The organism is Aetokthonos hydrillicola CCALA 1050, from assembly GCF_017591665.1.
In the GTDB taxonomy this organism is placed as follows: domain Bacteria; phylum Cyanobacteriota; class Cyanobacteriia; order Cyanobacteriales; family Nostocaceae; genus Aetokthonos; species Aetokthonos hydrillicola.
In genome coordinates this window covers 89,967-106,621 of the sequence record NZ_JAAKGC010000019.1, presented here as the reverse complement: position 1 = coordinate 106,621, position 16,655 = coordinate 89,967, and the positions used below count along the sequence as shown (strand labels likewise).

General features: G+C 40.0%; 12 protein-coding genes. 6 read left to right on the top strand and 6 right to left on the bottom strand.

The features are described from left to right. Positions 1–95 precede the first annotated feature (95 nt). Complete coding sequence (locus G4P69_RS12365) at positions 96–2,534, top strand: dynamin-like GTPase family protein (RefSeq protein WP_208343768.1); 2,439 nt, start codon at positions 96–98, stop codon at positions 2,532–2,534. Between the two features lie 202 nt (positions 2,535–2,736). On the opposite strand, the gene G4P69_RS12360 is transcribed toward G4P69_RS12365, so the two are convergent. Continuing rightward, positions 2,737–2,901, bottom strand: a complete 165-nt coding sequence (locus G4P69_RS12360; protein WP_208343767.1) for an NAD(P)-binding domain-containing protein — start codon at positions 2,899–2,901, stop codon at positions 2,737–2,739. 309 nt (positions 2,902–3,210) lie between these two features. Between G4P69_RS12360 and G4P69_RS12355 the strand changes: the two genes are divergently transcribed. Further along, positions 3,211–4,791 carry a mechanosensitive ion channel family protein gene (locus G4P69_RS12355; RefSeq protein ID WP_208343766.1) on the top strand — a complete coding sequence of 527 codons (1,581 nt, stop codon included), beginning with the start codon at positions 3,211–3,213 and terminating at the stop codon, positions 4,789–4,791. 382 nt (positions 4,792–5,173) lie between these two features. Here the strand turns inward: G4P69_RS12355 and G4P69_RS12350 are convergent, their stop codons facing one another. Both G4P69_RS12350 and G4P69_RS12345 read right to left on the bottom strand, forming a co-directional pair. Next, a complete protein-coding gene (locus G4P69_RS12350) occupies positions 5,174–5,944 on the bottom strand; it encodes an Rpn family recombination-promoting nuclease/putative transposase (protein WP_208343765.1) in 771 nt (256 codons plus the stop codon). 220 nt (positions 5,945–6,164) lie between these two features. Further along, positions 6,165–7,154, bottom strand: coding sequence for a Rieske 2Fe-2S domain-containing protein (locus tag G4P69_RS12345; protein ID WP_208343763.1), 990 nt, complete (start codon positions 7,152–7,154; stop codon positions 6,165–6,167). A 105-nt stretch (positions 7,155–7,259) separates the two neighbouring features. Between G4P69_RS12345 and G4P69_RS12340 the strand changes: the two genes are divergently transcribed. The 4 genes from G4P69_RS12340 (at position 7,260) to G4P69_RS12325 (ending at position 9,770) form a co-directional block, all read left to right on the top strand. Continuing rightward, a complete protein-coding gene (locus G4P69_RS12340) occupies positions 7,260–7,934 on the top strand; it encodes a TetR/AcrR family transcriptional regulator (RefSeq protein WP_208343760.1) in 675 nt (224 codons plus the stop codon). Positions 7,935–8,203: 269 nt separating this feature from the next. Beyond that, positions 8,204–8,449, top strand: coding sequence for an HNH endonuclease (locus tag G4P69_RS12335; protein WP_208343786.1), 246 nt, complete (start codon positions 8,204–8,206; stop codon positions 8,447–8,449). Positions 8,450–8,582: 133 nt separating this feature from the next. Next, positions 8,583–8,687: an HNH endonuclease gene (locus tag G4P69_RS12330; RefSeq protein ID WP_390691966.1), complete on the top strand. Its 105-nt coding sequence runs from the start codon at positions 8,583–8,585 to the stop codon at positions 8,685–8,687. Positions 8,688–8,966: 279 nt separating this feature from the next. Continuing rightward, positions 8,967–9,770 (top strand): GIY-YIG nuclease family protein, encoded by an 804-nt coding sequence (locus tag G4P69_RS12325; RefSeq protein WP_208343759.1) that lies wholly within the window; start codon positions 8,967–8,969, stop codon positions 9,768–9,770. Here the strand turns inward: G4P69_RS12325 and G4P69_RS12320 are convergent. From G4P69_RS12320 to G4P69_RS12310, 3 genes are all read right to left on the bottom strand, one after another. Next, entirely contained in the window at positions 9,744–11,348 is a 1,605-nt protein-coding gene (locus tag G4P69_RS12320; RefSeq protein WP_310833811.1) for an MDR family MFS transporter, read from the bottom strand. The genes G4P69_RS12325 and G4P69_RS12320 overlap by 27 nt on opposite strands. Positions 11,349–11,361: 13 nt before the next feature. After that, entirely contained in the window at positions 11,362–12,798 is a 1,437-nt protein-coding gene (locus G4P69_RS12315; RefSeq protein WP_208350073.1) for an HlyD family secretion protein, read from the bottom strand. Between the two features lie 364 nt (positions 12,799–13,162). Further along, positions 13,163–15,820, bottom strand: coding sequence for a DUF3536 domain-containing protein (locus tag G4P69_RS12310; RefSeq protein WP_208350070.1), 2,658 nt, complete (start codon positions 15,818–15,820; stop codon positions 13,163–13,165). Positions 15,821–16,655 lie beyond the last annotated feature (835 nt).

Genomic DNA, 16,655 nt, shown 5'->3' with positions numbered 1-16,655 from the left:
TTCTAAGAAGCTGCCTGTACTCACGTAATTATACTGAACCTTTAGCGAAATAACAATTAATAGAATATACCTGAATACCTTCTACGATACTGAACATGTTAGGGCTACCGCTTCAGTGCAAAAATTTAAAAGAACAGGTTGAGTCTATCTTACAGCTTTTACAGCAAGAGCCTTTTTTACGTTCCTACGATATTTCACCTTTGCGAACTTCTTTATCTAAAGCAATTTCCCCAAAATTTGAGATTGTTTTTGCGGGTGCTTTTAGTGCGGGTAAGTCTATGCTCATAAATGCACTTTTAGAACGAGAATTACTATATAGTGCAGAAGGTCATGCTACAGGTACGGAATGTAAAATTGAATATGCAGAACCAGATCAAGAGCGAGTTGTTTTAACTTTTTTGAGTGAAGCGGAGATTCGAGAACAAGCTGTGTCTTTGTGTCAGCAGTTGGGATTCAAGACAGTAGCAAATATCAACCAAGGTGAAGTTATCGATCTACTACGCCAAGGATGTGAAGCTATTATTCAGCAGGAAGGTGGTGAAAGTAAATCTGAACGTGCAAAACAAGCCAAGGCTTTGATATTGTTACTTGAGGGTTATGTGGCGAACCGTCAGCATATTTACACGGTGAATAATGCTACTTACTCGATGGAGCAATTTAACTTTTCTAATCTTAAGGAAGCTGCTGGTTATGCACGTCGGGGAAGCAATAGTGCTGTTTTAAAGCGAATTGAATATTACTGTCATCATCGTCTATTACAAGACGGTAACGTGATTATCGATACACCTGGTATTGATGCACCTGTTTTAAAGGACGCGCAACTAACTTACGCTAAAATTCAGGATTCCGATACTTCAGCGGTGGTATGTGTTCTGAAACCGGCTTCATCTGGTGATATGACGAAGGAAGAAACGGAACTCTTGGAAATGATGCGGGGAAATTCAGGAATACGCGATCGCGTCTTTTACGTCTTTAACCGTATTGATGAGACTTGGTACAACACTCAGCTACGACAACGGCTAGATGATTTGATTAGTAACCAGTTCCGTGATACCACAAGAATTTACAAAACCAGTGGCTTACTAGGATTTTATGGGAGTCAGATAAACCAGACTACTCCACAGGATCGGTTTGGTTTAAATTCCCTTTTTGCTCAAAGTGTCAAAGGTTTAGATCTTAAAGAAGAAACCCCGCAGTTTGTCAATGAGTTTCTTCGCTACTGTGCTAACTCTGGTAAGCTTGCACCTAGCAAGTTCCGCATTTCTGTAAATAGCTTTGAAACTCCAAATGAAAACTATGTAAGGATTTTACAGGAACAGGGAACACCTCTGATTGAGCAGCTCATTCAAGATAGTGGAATTGAAGAGTTTCGAAATGCTATTACTCGATATCTCACAGAAGAAAAGCGTCCTCAGTTATTTAAAAATCTTGCTGATGACTTAGGAGATGTTTGTATTCAATTAAAAAAACATTTTCAATCCATACAACGCGATTTAGATAGCCAACCACGAGAAATTGAGGCGATGAAAGCACAGGAATTACAACGTCTCAATCAACAGTTACAGCAAGTAGGAAATGACTTTCAGTGTTTAATTGCAGAAGAAGTTAACAAAATTGTAACAAATGACTGTGATGGTTTTGAAGCTGATTTTCATCAGTTGCAATCGCGGATGATTCGTCGTTTAGATGAGTTACTAGATACTTTTTCTGTGAGTAATGCTTATCGAAGAGCAACTTTGAGCCATCCTCGCAATGCGACTGCGCCTTTAATTGCCATTTTAGTGGAAGCACTTTATTATTTGGCGAATCAGTTAGAAGATATTTTGGTAGAGTCTTCTCAAGAAGTTCTTAGTAAGATTTTTCAACGGTTGATAGAAAGGATTCGTAAATCAGAGTTATATCGCCAATTATATCGCTTATTAGGAAATGATGGTGGGATTGAGCAAGAGTTGAAAAATCTAGAAAAACAAGTTACTCAAGTTTTGGTGAGTGCAGCGCGAGTGGAGTGCGATCGCTTTGTAAGAGAAAGCCCAAGATTTTACGATGAAGGCACTTTTTCAATATACCAGTTTCGGCAAACTTTACAACAAACTTCTCAAGGTTACGATTGCGAAAGCATGGTGGACGCAGAACCTGCAATTAGACAGCTATTAAAGTTGGATTTTGAACCAAAAGTCTCTCAAACGATCCGCCGAAATTTCCGCCAGACTATCAACCAAACTTTAAAAACTCGTTTTCTACCAATGGCAGATCAGCAAGCAGATGAGATTTTGCAACAGTACAATCAAGCACGTGCTTATTTAGAAGAGACATTAGAAAAAGAAGCTAAGGAAAAAATTCTTAATAACCAGCGGTTACTGGGCACAGTTGAGCAAAAGATAGAGCTATATAATTCAGCAGTATTGGCAATTAATAATTGTTTACAAGCAATGCAATTATATGATCATTTGTTACCTTTAATCGAAGGTTTTGACTCACAAACCATTAGCGATAAAAATATCGTTATATCTAATGGTTTAGTTGAAAGTATGTGAGTTGAGGTGAGTAGTCCTTGATGTTATCGTCAGGAAAAAAATTGAGCAACATGTGTTATCTTATCGTAACCTTATCCAAAGGCCTTGGGTGCGACTTGTTCAATACGGTTCACAGTGGGAAATGTATGATTTTTAGTATAAAATAGCACATCTGCTTCAAGCCATTGGCAAAATCTCCTTGGCTTGCTTCATAGTCAAGGTTTTATTGTAAAGTCATTGCTTTGGCTGCTTCTCCCAGTTCAGTAACCAAGGGTTCAAGGCTTTCGACTCCTCGTGAATTGCTCAATGCAACTTCGTGTCCAGCGCGAACGAAAAGCCGCGCAGCATTTGCGCCAATATTTCCCGTTCCAATAATTCCTATTTTCATCAGACTTAGCAATACGTATGGGAACTTGGAGCCGAAAGACATGGGAATATAATCAAGTTTATTGACTGTTGATTTTCCCTTCTTACACTCCTAGTAAAGTATATTCTTTTCAGGTGCAATGAACACTCCTGTTTTAGATACATCTGTTGATAAGACGGTACCGTGGGGCTTTACACAATGTATTCCTTTTAGCGCAACCTCCTAACTGTCTCAATTATCTTCCAGATTATTTGCTTAACTGTCTTATCTGTCGTTGTGCTATGTTTATCTGGATACTACTGTCAGCACCCCGACCTCAAGGACCAAAATATGAATATAATAATTATCCTGTGTGAAGTCATATTTTTAATACTTATTTTCTCGCTATTAAACTTGGTGATTGGGATAATCTTCAAGCAGATTAGTAAGAGTTATTGGGTTCAAGGACGAAGTGCAAATATTACCTTCCTACGCCGAAGTATCAGCAGAATCTTGATTTTAACTTCTGTAATTCTATCTCTTGCGGTGATCGGTGTGAATGGGATGGTGATTTATCGGGGTGGGAATGTTCAGGAATTTCAACTAAATCTCATTCACAGTCTTCCTGCTCAGTTTTGGACAAATCTCTTAATTGCGGGCTTGAAAAGTGTAAGTTTACTAATGCTAGTTAAACTTACGGTACCACCCTTAAGCCGAGGTATAAATTGGGTTTGCAATTACGCAAAAAGCGTTGACCAGATAAAAGCTAATGATGAGAGCATCGAGGCTTTCTTTAAAGTTTTAAAAAGAATTATTATTCATACTCTCTGGATATACTCTGTTATTCTATCTGCTCAATTTTTCCATGTACCAAAGGTTATTCCCAACTATCTTTACATCGCTTTAAAAATATATATTATTATCACAGTTGGTTTACTCATTGTCAAAGCTGTTGCTACTATCGTTGATACTCTTGATGCCCTGAGTCTTAAATACTCTAGTTCTAGTAAACTACTAAACTTATACGAGCGTTTACGTCATTTAATTCCCCTGTTTAAAAAATGTTTGCAATACGTCCTCTATATTGGTATAGTAAATCTCGTCGTTCCAGAAATAGAACCTATAGCTTGGATCAGTGCTTATACCCCTAAAATTGTGCAAATTATTGGGGTTTATTTTCTTAGCAATGTTTTAATTGAAGTCGCTTACTTTTTTCTTGATGAGTTCTACTTAAGATCCGCAGATGCAAATGCAAATGACTCTCAGGAGCAGAAACGGCTGACGCTGATTCCTTTGATGCGGAATTTTACCAAATATTTCGTCTACTTCACTGCTGGGGTGACTATACTCAAACTCATTGGCATTGATCCTGCACCCATTCTAGCAGGTGCAGGAATTGTAGGTATAGCAGTTGGTCTTGGTGCGCAAAACCTAATTAATGATGTTGTTTGTGGATTTTTGATTTTATTTGAGAACTATTACTTGGTGGGTGATTATATTGAAATTGGGAAATTGCAAGACAGGGGTATTGAGGGAACTGTAGAAGCAATTGAACTACGAACCACTCACGTCCGTCATCCTGATGGTCAATTGCAGATTATTCGTAATGGAGAGATTGGAGCAATTCTGAATTTCTCTAAGCAGTATATATATGCACGGGTGGAGGTTAGCGTTTCCTATCATTCCAATTTAGATCATGTGTATAGGGTGCTTGAGAAAGTAGGAGAACAGTTAAAAGCCCATGAAGATGATGTTATAGAACCGACGCGAGTAGCTGGAATAGAAAATTTTGGGGATAATCACCTATTGCTGTTAACACTGACAAAGGTTAAGCCAGGGAAACACCTTCATATTCAGCGTGTTCTCCGCAAAATTTTGAGGGATGCTTTTAGTCAAGAAGAAATTGAACTTTGCGGTTTTTCTAAGAATTGATTACTGGGATAGATTTGGCTCCGCAACAGATGGAAAGCTTTCAAAATTTCGTCGTACCCAATTCATTCCCACTTCATTGTTTAACTTAATGCGCTGCGGTGTGTTGAAGATATAGAGTTGCGTTGAGAAAAATATTTGATTAGCTTGAATAGGTAAAATCTTCGCTCGTTGGAAGCCTAAGTATCTGTATAGCTGTTTGTGTTTAACGCTCTTACGACTGTTTGAGCGACTACTAGCTCTGTCATAGCAGAGCTAATTTTGACTAGTAGATTTGTGTTCCATATCACGGAACACGGTGAGGAGCCTGTATCTTTCTAAAGGACGGAGAGTTCAAAGTTTTACTAGTTCCCAGCCTCTGGCTGAAAACTAGTACATTCATTGTCTATTGTCCTCGTGCTACTTCTCTAACTTCTTCTACATCTAGTTCTAAAGCCTTAGCAATTTCCTGAATACTAAGTCCTTTCTCCAGTAATGCTGGTACGACTTTTAATTTAGTTTTTTTCAAAACACTTTGATAATAACCTGTTTTTTCGATATCATCACTCAAATTAAGCATGGCTTCAATTTCCTCCAGACTGAGATTTGGAAACTTGTAAACTACAACGCTTTGGATAAATGTTAACACTTTTTGCAAAAGGGTTTCATCGGTTAATTCCTTCTTGGCTTTATTTACTAATTTTTGGGCAAAACCAGTAGTTTTTTTGGGAGTTTCCACAAATAATTTCGCTATTCCCATTCCTATAGATTCATTATCACTTGAAAGCTCATTTAGGTAAATGCGACGTACATATTTCTCTATTAAAGGCTGATAACGAGGATGAGGCAGAATTTCATTACTGCGCCTGTCATAGATAACAATTGCATACCAGTCAGAATTAGGAGGTCGATATTGACGAAAGTAAACAAAAATCTCCCCGAAAAGCCGTTCGTAAAATTCCTGATCTTTATATGTTTGTAATTCTACAAAATATAATGGTTCGTTGTCAAATCCTTCAATTGTGGAAAAGGTACCATCTAAACGGAAAGATTGCTGTTTTAGTTCTGTTGCAGTAAATTTATAGGCATTAGGGTTAGTATTAGGTTTACCGATGAGTTCAAAAAAGATTTGAGGTAATTCTTTAATTAGTTCGTAGAAAAGGGTATCTGTTTTCACTAATTTTACCTATTGTGTTAAGATTTTGCAATATTATCACATAGAGTGCTTAGGTAAGATATTTTCTTTGAAAAAACAAAAGCCGTGGGGTTGGTGATTCTTTTAAGAAAAATAGACCAATGGGCATGAAGAAAAATTTTTCTTTAATTCATGTTGGATATTAAAACCTGCAGTTTTTTCCTGTAATTGATATTAGTAACAATTGTGATATTTTTTGTAATTACTGGGATAAATTTTGCTCCGCAACAGATGGAAAGCTTTCAAAATTTCGTCGTACCCAATTCATTCCCACTTCATTGTTTAACTTAATGCGCTGCGGTGTGTCGGGATAAATTTTAGATAAAATATTTGCATCTTGCTCCACAACTACATTAATCAACTTCAACAGATTACCTTTAATCAGGTGTGCGATCGCAGAATGAGCCTTCATGTACATCAACACAAACACACGCGATTGATTGGCATTTTCTGGAAGGTAAAAGTGGCACTCTTTCAAGCTTAGCAAGTTATTCTCCCCGTGCATCAATCCCATAAAGGGAAAAAAATTCTCTAAATGCACTTCTAAAACTTTAGGCATTGCTAGCAAACCTGGATTTTTTAAAATGTTACTCAATGTAGGTTTTTTCCTGGGTTGTGACAAGTAGGCATGAGAATGTAATCCTTCATCAATGAATTCTTTCATATGAACTTGTTCAATTTCAAATAATTCTCTATGGGTACCATTTTGATGGTTGTAATCGTGCATATTCAACAGCAAGCTCAAAATATCAGTTGGAATGCTCCGATTACCCGTAACCCCGATAAACTCGTACTCTGTTGCAATCTCGTTCATAATGTTTGGAATTGGGATCTTTGGTTGATACCCTCCATAAGACCAAATAAAATTATCTTGGATAATTAACTCCAGTGGCTGGATTAACGATTGAGTTTTTTTGTTAGAACCAGGGATAACAGTGCAACCCAGATGGTCAAATTCTAATGCATGAAAAGGGCAGGCAATTACACTATTGCCATCGGGTTTTTTCACACACCATCCTTCCGACAGCATTGCGCCCATGTGAGGACAAGCATTGGGCAAGGCTCTAACTACACCATTACTGTTTTGCCAAAGAACATAATCATTGCCCAACAGAGAAATTTTCACGAGTTTATTTGGCTTTAGCATAGAACGATGCGCCAAAAGCCACGGTGCGCCTTGCAATTGCTTCATAGTCGTACTAATTAACTTACTAATTAATTAGTAAGTTTACCAGTGAGTTGCTACTGCGTCAATTCCAAGATTTAACATGTTCGGTTTATCTAGCTATTTGTTACGATGGAAGCACCAATTTTTCATTCACAAACTGTGGTTCGATCAACTAAACGAGTTGCTAAATCAATCCGCCCCTCTCGAGATGCTCAACTTACCCAGCAGCAAATATTGGATGCTGCAGAGCAAGAATTTTCCCGACACGGTTTAAAAGGGGGACGGATGAACGCGATCGCCGAACAAGCCAAGGTAACAACCGCAACGCTTCACTACTACTTCGAGAACAAAGAGAATTTGTATAAAGCAGTACTGCAACGCCCAGTTGATGAAGTCGAGACGCTACTAGGTGAATTAAACTTTGACAGTGTTTCCCCAGAAGAAGCTCTTAAGCAAATTATTCGTATCGCAATTTCTAATGAAGCCAAAAACCCTCAACGCCAAATGCTCTGGTTTCAAGAAGCGTGTCAAAATCAAGGAGCTTATTTTAGGGAATGCAATGTTTTGAATCTTCACCAGCACCTACTTAAGGTTTTACATAGAGGTATGGCAGAAGGCTGTTTTCGTCCGCTTGAGCCATTTTTAGCATTGACTCATATTTTAAGTGTTTGTCTGTTTTACTTTACAGTACATGAAAACTGGAAACACCTAACACCAGATATTGATCGGCTCAGTCCAAAAATGATTGAGGAACACACTCAAGAGGCGATCGCATTTATTTTGGCAGCAGTGAAGCGCTCATAGTAATAGCCAGTGAAAACCATTCGCATCTTCACAGATCTTCGACAAGTAATCTTCTCAAATTCTCCCGTTAATCCACGGATGCCGCTTAAATCATGATTAGGGATGATGATTAAAATATGGCTGATTTGTGCCAACTTAGTTTTTTTATAAAAGGATGTTCATATGGAAGAAAACTTTTTACTACAAAACTGTGGCGTTGTAGATGCTTTGTTCTTCAAAAATAGAGTACATAAAATCATATGCAAAATGAAATCCACTCAGATCCTTGGATAAGCAAAACTCCGCGTATTTCCATACCTAAAGAAGTTAGGCAATACGTTTACCGACGCAATAAATACCATTGTCAAAGCTGTGGCAAAAATCACAAAGAAACCGACCTAACCATCGACCATATTATCCCTCTTTCTCGCGGTGGTAAAAACGATATCAGCAATTTACAGACTTTGTGTTTACGCTGTAATCAACACAAAACAAACCGTATTGACCATCGATTTAGGCGTCATTTTGATATTTAAGCTATTAGATATATCAGTTTTATTTGAGTTGTAAATTGAATTATGAAGGAAGAAAAGCAGTCCCACCAGGGTTCATTGCGATATATACCGTTGCCAAAGCTAGGGTAAAACTTACGAAGAAACAGATCTAACGATTGATGATATTATATCTCTTTCCAATAGTGGTAAAAACGATATCAGTAACTTACAACCTTTATGTTCAGAGATAATTTATAAAGTAAACATTAAGGCTCTGTAGGTTGGTTTGAACGTTCGTGTTACCCAACAAAATCCTAAAAATGTTGGGTTTCGTTCCTCAACCCAACCTACGCAAATTAAAAGTTTGTAATGCTTAAGGGATTTAAGAATTACTTTATAAATAGCCTCTCACGCTGCAATCAATACAAAACAAACCGTATTGACCACCGCTTTCAGCGTCATTTTGATATTTAAGTTCTCACTTGTATTAGACAGAACGTTTTACCTCTATAAGGGATTATTAAATTAATAAAAAAGTTTATTGTTACAAAGTCGAGGGATGTTATTAGAAAACATCAAATTATCTGAACTGCCATCAGTATATTTACTGGATAAAGACAAGCTACCTAGTTGTGCTTGTATCTATTTCATTTGTGACAGCAAAGATAAAATTCTTTATATTGGTAGAACACTCAATTTAGTTGAGCGATGGAAGGATCATCATAGATTGAATGAGCTAAAAAGATTTAATCTCAAAAACCCTGTTAGTATTAGCTGGATGACTTGCAGCGATGATATAAATACTCTTTCAAGTCTTGAAAATGAGCTGATAAAACTATACAAGCCCCCTCTAAACTGGTCAAGAGTAGTAATTAGAAAAACTACTCCGGTTGAGATAGCACTGCAGCACAGCCTTCAGCAGCTAGCCAAATTTAACACTATGATATTGGGGTTTGATCCAGTAGTCGACGAAAAAAGACCCACAATTTACCTAGTTTACCCTGTTAATGGCAAGCGCGGTCTTTCTGGCAGTATAAGGGTTGCATTAAAAAATATTAACGAGAAGGCTAGCCTGCTGGAGTGGAAAGAATATTACACAGATCCAGAGTCTTTAGGTAAATTTGGGTATTGGATGACTGAGTATAACGGTATCAGAATAGACTTATCTCCCCTTCAGGGATTAGCTCATTTTATGAACGATTCAACCCTCAGAACCTTAGCCGGGGTGGAACTCATGGCTTTTAGCTCTGAGCAGTTGGAAATACTTAAAGAGGACATTTTATGTTTAGTCGAGGATGATCCCATACCCATGGAGCCAGTGGATAAAACTCTCTGCTCAATGAGCAACTGCACCACCACCTGATCTCACCTTTTTACAGAAAAGTAAAGCAAGACCAGTTATTAACAAACTAATTGCAATAAAGTAAAAACAATCATTGAAGGCGATCACGTAAGATTCTCGACGGACAATATTAGCTATAGCCCCAATCGCCTGATTATGAGCAGTAGTAGGATCGCTTCCTTGGCTTAAGAAGTACTGAGTCATCTGATCGATTCGCTGTTGAGTTTGAGGACTATAAGAAGAGATGAACTCTCCAAGTCGTTGAGAATGAAATTGCTCTCGTCTAGTGAGCAGTGTTTTTAAAGCAGCAATCCCTACAGATCCTCCCAGGTTACGCATCATGTTGAATAAACTTGAAGCGGAAGCCGCTTGTTGTGGTTCAATATTCGCTGTGGCGATCGTTGTGAGAGGTAAGATCATCAAAGGTTGTCCCAGAGCACGAACTAGCTGAGACCATTTCAATTCTTGGATCGCCGTCTCGCTAGTCATGCTCGAGTTCATAAAACAACTGAGTGCAAACAGACTGAACCCTACCGCAGCTAGAAAACGAACATCAAAGCGTTGCATGAGCTTGGGTATCATTGGAATAATGAATAACTGTGGCACTCCTGACCAAGCAATAACCTCACCAATTTGTAACGGGCTGTAATTCTGGATCAAATCAAGATACACCGGCAAAATATAGACAGTACCATAAAGTCCTAGTCCAAGAGCCAATCCTGCAAAACTACTGATACCAAAATTTCGACGTATTAATAAGCGTAAATTAATAAACGGTTGCTTTCGTGTTAGCTCAGTCCAGATGAAAAGGGTCATAAAAATAGCTGCTGTTACAGCTAAATAACGAATCGCCTTGGAAGCAAACCAATCATACTCTTGCCCTTGCTCCAAAACGATTTCCAAACTCCCAAGACCGATCGCCATTGACGCAATACCCCACCAGTCTCCTTGCTTCAAGCGTTCTAGCTGCAAAGGCGCAGGGTCAATAGCGTATAAAACTATAGCAATAAGTAGTATCCCTGGAACTATGTTTAAGTAGAAGTTGTACTCCCAACCAAAGTTATCTGTCAACCAACCCCCAATTGTTGGACCAATTGACGGTGCGAAGGTAGCTGTCATTGAAAACAATGCTAGTCCAATCGGCTGTTTGGATGGTGGTAATGATCTCAGCACAGTCGTCAGCGACATCGGAATCAGCACACCGCCAGTAAATCCTTGCCCAGCACGAAACACAATCATTTGAGCAAGATTTTGCGACCAAGCACAGCAGACGGAAAAAAACAGAAACAAGACTGAATTACCGACTAGATACCACCGCACAGAAAACACTTGTGATAGCCAACCGGTTAGGGGAATAGTGACAATTTCAGCTATCAGATAGCTAGTGGAAATCCAAGATCCTTCTTGTTGAGTTGCGCCGATCGCGCCGTCAATTTGTGCCAGTGACGAGTTTGTGATTTGGATATCCAAAACCGCCATGAAGGCTCCTAGCATAGCTCCCATCACACCAATCCAGGTTCTCAGAGAGACGGTTTCAGATGGTGGTGATGAGGAGGGAGGCTTTTGCCGTTTGTTTTGAGAAGTTATATTATCAGCCACGAACTTGCACCTACTACTTCACAGTAACGCTTGTTTCTACTGATAATCCTGGTACAATCCGTGATTCATAACCTCGAACGCTCTTTGGATCCAAAACAATTTTTACTGGAACACGTTGTACAATCTTGGTGAAGTTACCAGTGGCGTTATCTGAAGGTAACAGAGCAAAGGTTGCTCCTGAACCAGGTGAGAAACTATCGACGCGACCGAGAAAAGTATGGTTAGGTATAGCGTCAATGTGGACTTCTACCGGCTGCCCTATACGCATCTTTGCTAGCTGAGTTTCTTTGAAGTTGGCAACTACCCACGGGTTATCTTGTGTTATCGACATTAGCGGTGTGCCTGGTTGTACCCGTTGTCCAACTTGAGCGGATTTGTTACCCACTCTCCCGGTACTGGGGGCGACGATATTGGTGTAGGACAGTTGTAAACTAGCGTTGTTAAGATTGGCTCGTGATTGATCAACTTGAGCTAGAGCCGCTTGGTATTGAGCTTGGTTGACTTTGGTTTGCTCCCCAGTTGCTTGTGCTTGTCGCAATGCTCCTTGATATGCTGCCAATTCTGCTTGGGCTTTAGTCACATTCTCTCGAGCCTGCGCTAAGTTAGCTTGAGCCTGATATACCCCTTGTATGGCAGAGTTTTTCTTCGCAACGTCTACATAGTAAGTATTTTGAGCAGTTTCTAGCTGTTGACGCGGTACGACTCCTTGAGCGTACAAAGTTTTGTAACGGTTATAGTCAGATTGCGCCCTTACTAAATCTGCTTGTGCTTGATTTACTGAGGCTTGCGCTGATGAAACTGCTGCTTGGGATGCCTTAACACTCGCAATGGCGGTAGAAATTGCAGCTTTGGCGCTACCAACGTTTCCCTGGGCTTGTTGTGTATTACCTAATGCATTCCCAGCCGCATAATTAACATTAGACTGTGCTGCATTTGCTTGACGTTGAGCAGCTTCTAGCGCTGCTTGTGTTTGTTGTAATTGTACCTGATAGTCACGAGGATCAAGCCTTACCAATAGTTGACCTGCTTGTACGTGTTGATTGTCATTTACCAACACTTCAGAGACTGTGCCATTAATCCGGCTGCTCACCGGGTGAACGTCGTTTGTTACATAGGCGTCATCTGTTGATTGATGGGTAGATGCGTACATCCACCAGTGAACACCAAAAATACTTGCGGCGATCGCGGCTACTGCTCCACCAGCTAAAAGGAATAACCGCTTACGTTTGTTCGGTTTCTTCTTGGGTTCTTCTTGCCGTTGTTCTGGTTTCGGTTCCTCTGTTTCTTGCTCTGGCTCTACCTCTGGTGTCTTTAGCGGCTCAACTCTGACTAATGTTTCGCTTGCTCCTGGAATGGGACGTTTATTGGTGTAGTTGTTTATGTCTAACTCCCTCTGTTGTACGGCACTACCTTTTCCATTTAATTCGTTTAGATTATTTGAGGGCTTCATATTGGTTATTTTTACTTATTATTTAGTATACGTAATATTTAAACAAAAAATTTTTTCACTCGCAAGTTCCAACAGTAGGATATGCGATACATAAAGATCTGCCTGGTGGTTGAATTAGTGTAAGTGATTGGCAACACCTCGACTATTAAAGCTGAAAAGCGTTAACCTAGGGGGTTTAGGGGTGTTGGGAAAGAAAAATTACATCTGCTGCTGGAGTAGTGCCTAGCTGACAAATTATTTTTCAGGCTACTTAAAGTTCTATTATAGAATGGGGGCAAGATGCCCGCAGTAAAATTTAATATTCGCCAGGTTCGGTAAACCCGCCATAAGGAAACCACGGCTATTAGCCGTGGTTACGCATGACTTATCCTAGCTGAGTCAACCAAGTGCCAACATCTATTGCCAGTTTTTGTCCTAACTTCAATAGCTGAATATATTGACTCGCATTTTGATTATTGGCTTTTACGGCTAGGCACTGAGGCACAATTTGAGTGTGTAGGCAACTGAAGTAAAGTTCTTGGGATCGTTCAAGAGAAATACCAAGATTTAGCTGATATCCCACATCTATCAATCGTTCTAAACGTTGGATATCTGCATCAAATGTACCATTGGGTTCATAGAGTAATTTCCACAGCGATCGCAAAATCAATTGCTCTAGTATGGCTCTACCCTCAGGAATATTTATGCGGCAGTGTAGGTGTTTAGCTTCATTTGCGATCGCCTCTAATTCTACTACATGATTTCCACTCAATATTGAATCGTGGATATCTTGTTCAAATGAGCGCAAAGTCATCATACACCGATATCCCAGAGCAATGTCTGCTGCCACCTGTAACTCTTGAGGTGCAACAAGTCCATCGCGATGGAATGCCATCAATATGCCGTAATTATCACGATATGCTTGGGTATAAAGCTGATCCAAACGTGACAGGGTTTCCTGAGTGAGTAAGCCCATCAGACGATGACGTTCTTCAGCAAACAGATTTTGCAAGCTGTAGGCTTCGTTTCCAAACAATTGGGTCATGACTAGAATAGTGTGTGCTACGCTAGCCTGTTGCAGGGAAGCAAATACCTGTTCTTTTAGTGATGTATAAGCACGGCGTCCCTCAAAGGGTTGAATACAACAATGAAAATCCCAACCCCCAAGATGGAGAACAGCAAACACCAAATTTTCGCTTTCCCAAGTAATTTCTGACACCAGCTTTACATTTCCTACTGCCAGAGTCAACGATCCCAATCGTTGCAGCTGATAATCTAGCTCGTCAACAGAGTAACAATAAACCTGCTTGTGGTAAACGAGAGGACATTGAATAGCGCTTTTTTGTTCAAAACTTGATGATCGGGTTTCCCCTTTACGGTTAGCAAACAGCGAAGTAATAGCATAATGAGCTGCTACTTGCTTAAAATTCACTTGGGCAGTCTGTACTAATTGACGATAGACTTCAGCACCATTTTTAAACAAATCTACATTACTATTAGCTAGCGCTAGGCGATCGATGAACTCTTTTTCTAACTGTACGCCAGCCACATCTCCTGCAAGTTCTAAAGCACGAGCGGCATAACGTAGAAGTTGTGTTCCTTCTGGACGAGAGATTTCCTCAAAAAACCACCCACAGCTTGTGAACATTAGCAAAGCATGACGCTGCATTTCCAATAAGCGCAAGGCGTCTATTTGTTCGGTAGATGTGAGATCGTGGGTTTGGTGATTATACAAAAAGCGGCTAACATTTGCAGGGGAGCGATCGCGTATGACTTGAATATACTCATCTCGTGCTCGCCAAGGATCGCGGAAAAACTTTCTCCCATGCTCCTCATAGACTTCAATCAGCCGATCCCGTAACCAATTTAGTGTATCTCGTAGAGGTCGACGCCATTGCTGATGCCATCCACCACCACCACCGCAGCCGCAGTCATCCTGCCATCTATCTACACCATGGGAACAACTCCACGCCGTAACAGGTTTCAATTCTACTTCCCAAGTAGGAGTATTTAAGCTGAGATAGTGAGAGAAGTTTGTCACAGTCCAACCCCTGTTGGGAAACTCATTCTTAAAGGCGTAGGCTAGAGTTTTCTCTGTTCCACCTTTATGATGTCCAAAAGTTTCTCCATCAGTTGCTAGAGAAATTAACTGTGCTGGGCGGTGATCCCCACGCACAGCAGAACCTATGCGTCCTGCTAAGTGGGTGGAACTATAAACAACATCACCATAGCCCATATCCCGGGAGATAGGACCATCGTAGAAAAAGATATCGATGTAAGGAATTTCCTCAGAGGTATTTTCTCCTCTCAAAAAGCAGCGATACGGACGTGTGGGATCAATTTGACCACCACCAACTTCGTACCATTCAGGCAGGGGATCATTTTCAGTAGCTATGATGCGACAACGTTGTGCTTGAGAGGGAGCAAGGACAATAAACCGAATACCATTGTCTACTAGGGCTTTTAGGGTGGCATAGTCCACAGCCGTTTCTGCTAACCACATGCCTTCGGGATCACGTCCAAATCGGGAACGGAAGTCTTCTTTGCCCCATCGGATTTGTGTGTATTGATCCCGGTGATTAGCAAGAGGCATAATGATGTGGTTGTATACTTGCGCGATCGCGTTACCGTGACCGTTTAAGCGAGCGCAACTATTGCGATCAGCCTCCAAAATACGCTGATACACCTCTACATCATACTTTTCCAACCAGGACATGAGCGTTGGCCCAATGTTAAAGCTTAAGTATTCATAGTTATTCACTAAACCCATTAGTTCGCCTCGGTCATTTAACACCCTGGCGAAAGCATTTGGGCGATAGCATTCGTAGTGAATGCGCTCATTCCAGTCATGGAAGGGAGCAGCGCCTGGCTGGCGCTCAATCGCATCCAAGTATGGGTTTTCTCTTGGTGGTTGGTAAAAGTGCCCATGCACTGTTACGTAAACACCTGTAGCCGTTTTCAGGGGATCAGGTGTTGTGGTCTTTTCGTATAGTGTCACGTTTGAGCCAGTATTCACTGGTTGTTCAGCAGTAGTAGGAGTCATGCAGAATTATTCCAAACTATAGATAAACTTGCAGTTGCGCCGATGACAATGTGTTGCGACCCTATTTACAGCAGCATTTCCACAAAAATTAGATAGACAACAACTATGAGATAAATCAAAATTTCGACATATTGGTCTTCATGTTGAGGGTCATCTGCATTATCAAGCAGCTGTTTCCCCAAGGAATTTAGTCATTGAGAAAAGCCCCGATTGGTAGGCTTCCTCTTCTAGCCACACCAAAAAATTTAATCGTCTCTTAATTTATTAAACAGCATTTTTGGTGTAAACTGCCCAATTGCCTTAAAAGTTTTATGACAAAATATTGCAGATGCTATATGCAACGTAAATCTATTTTACAAATACAAGCCAAAAATGGAAACAGTAAAATCTCTCAATTGCGAAATCAGAGTTCTACCCTTTGTGGGAGAATAAAAATTGAAAATTGAAAATTGAAATCTTCAAGCTTCACTCTTTATGAGAAAGTTCAGGAAAAAAAATAGAAAACTTTACAAAACACAGGTACAAACTTCTACATACACACTTGACTTTTTACCTCAAGTGCGATGTCTTTTGAAAAATTGTGACCAGGGATGAGGGGCAATCCCCCTTCCCCTTTAAGCATCCTCTATTGAGTATTGTCCAAATAGAGAGAAAATCTAGACCTACATAGGTAAACAGCTCACAATTTTCTCCCAGATCGTACTTAATAATGTCAACAAAAGAGTAAAGACCGTTGTGATTCTCTTTCAAGGAAAAAGATCACATTTTTTAACTTGAAAGTACGCAATATTCCGGAATAGCAGCAATTTTGTCTGTCAAAGGAAATATGGTTGTT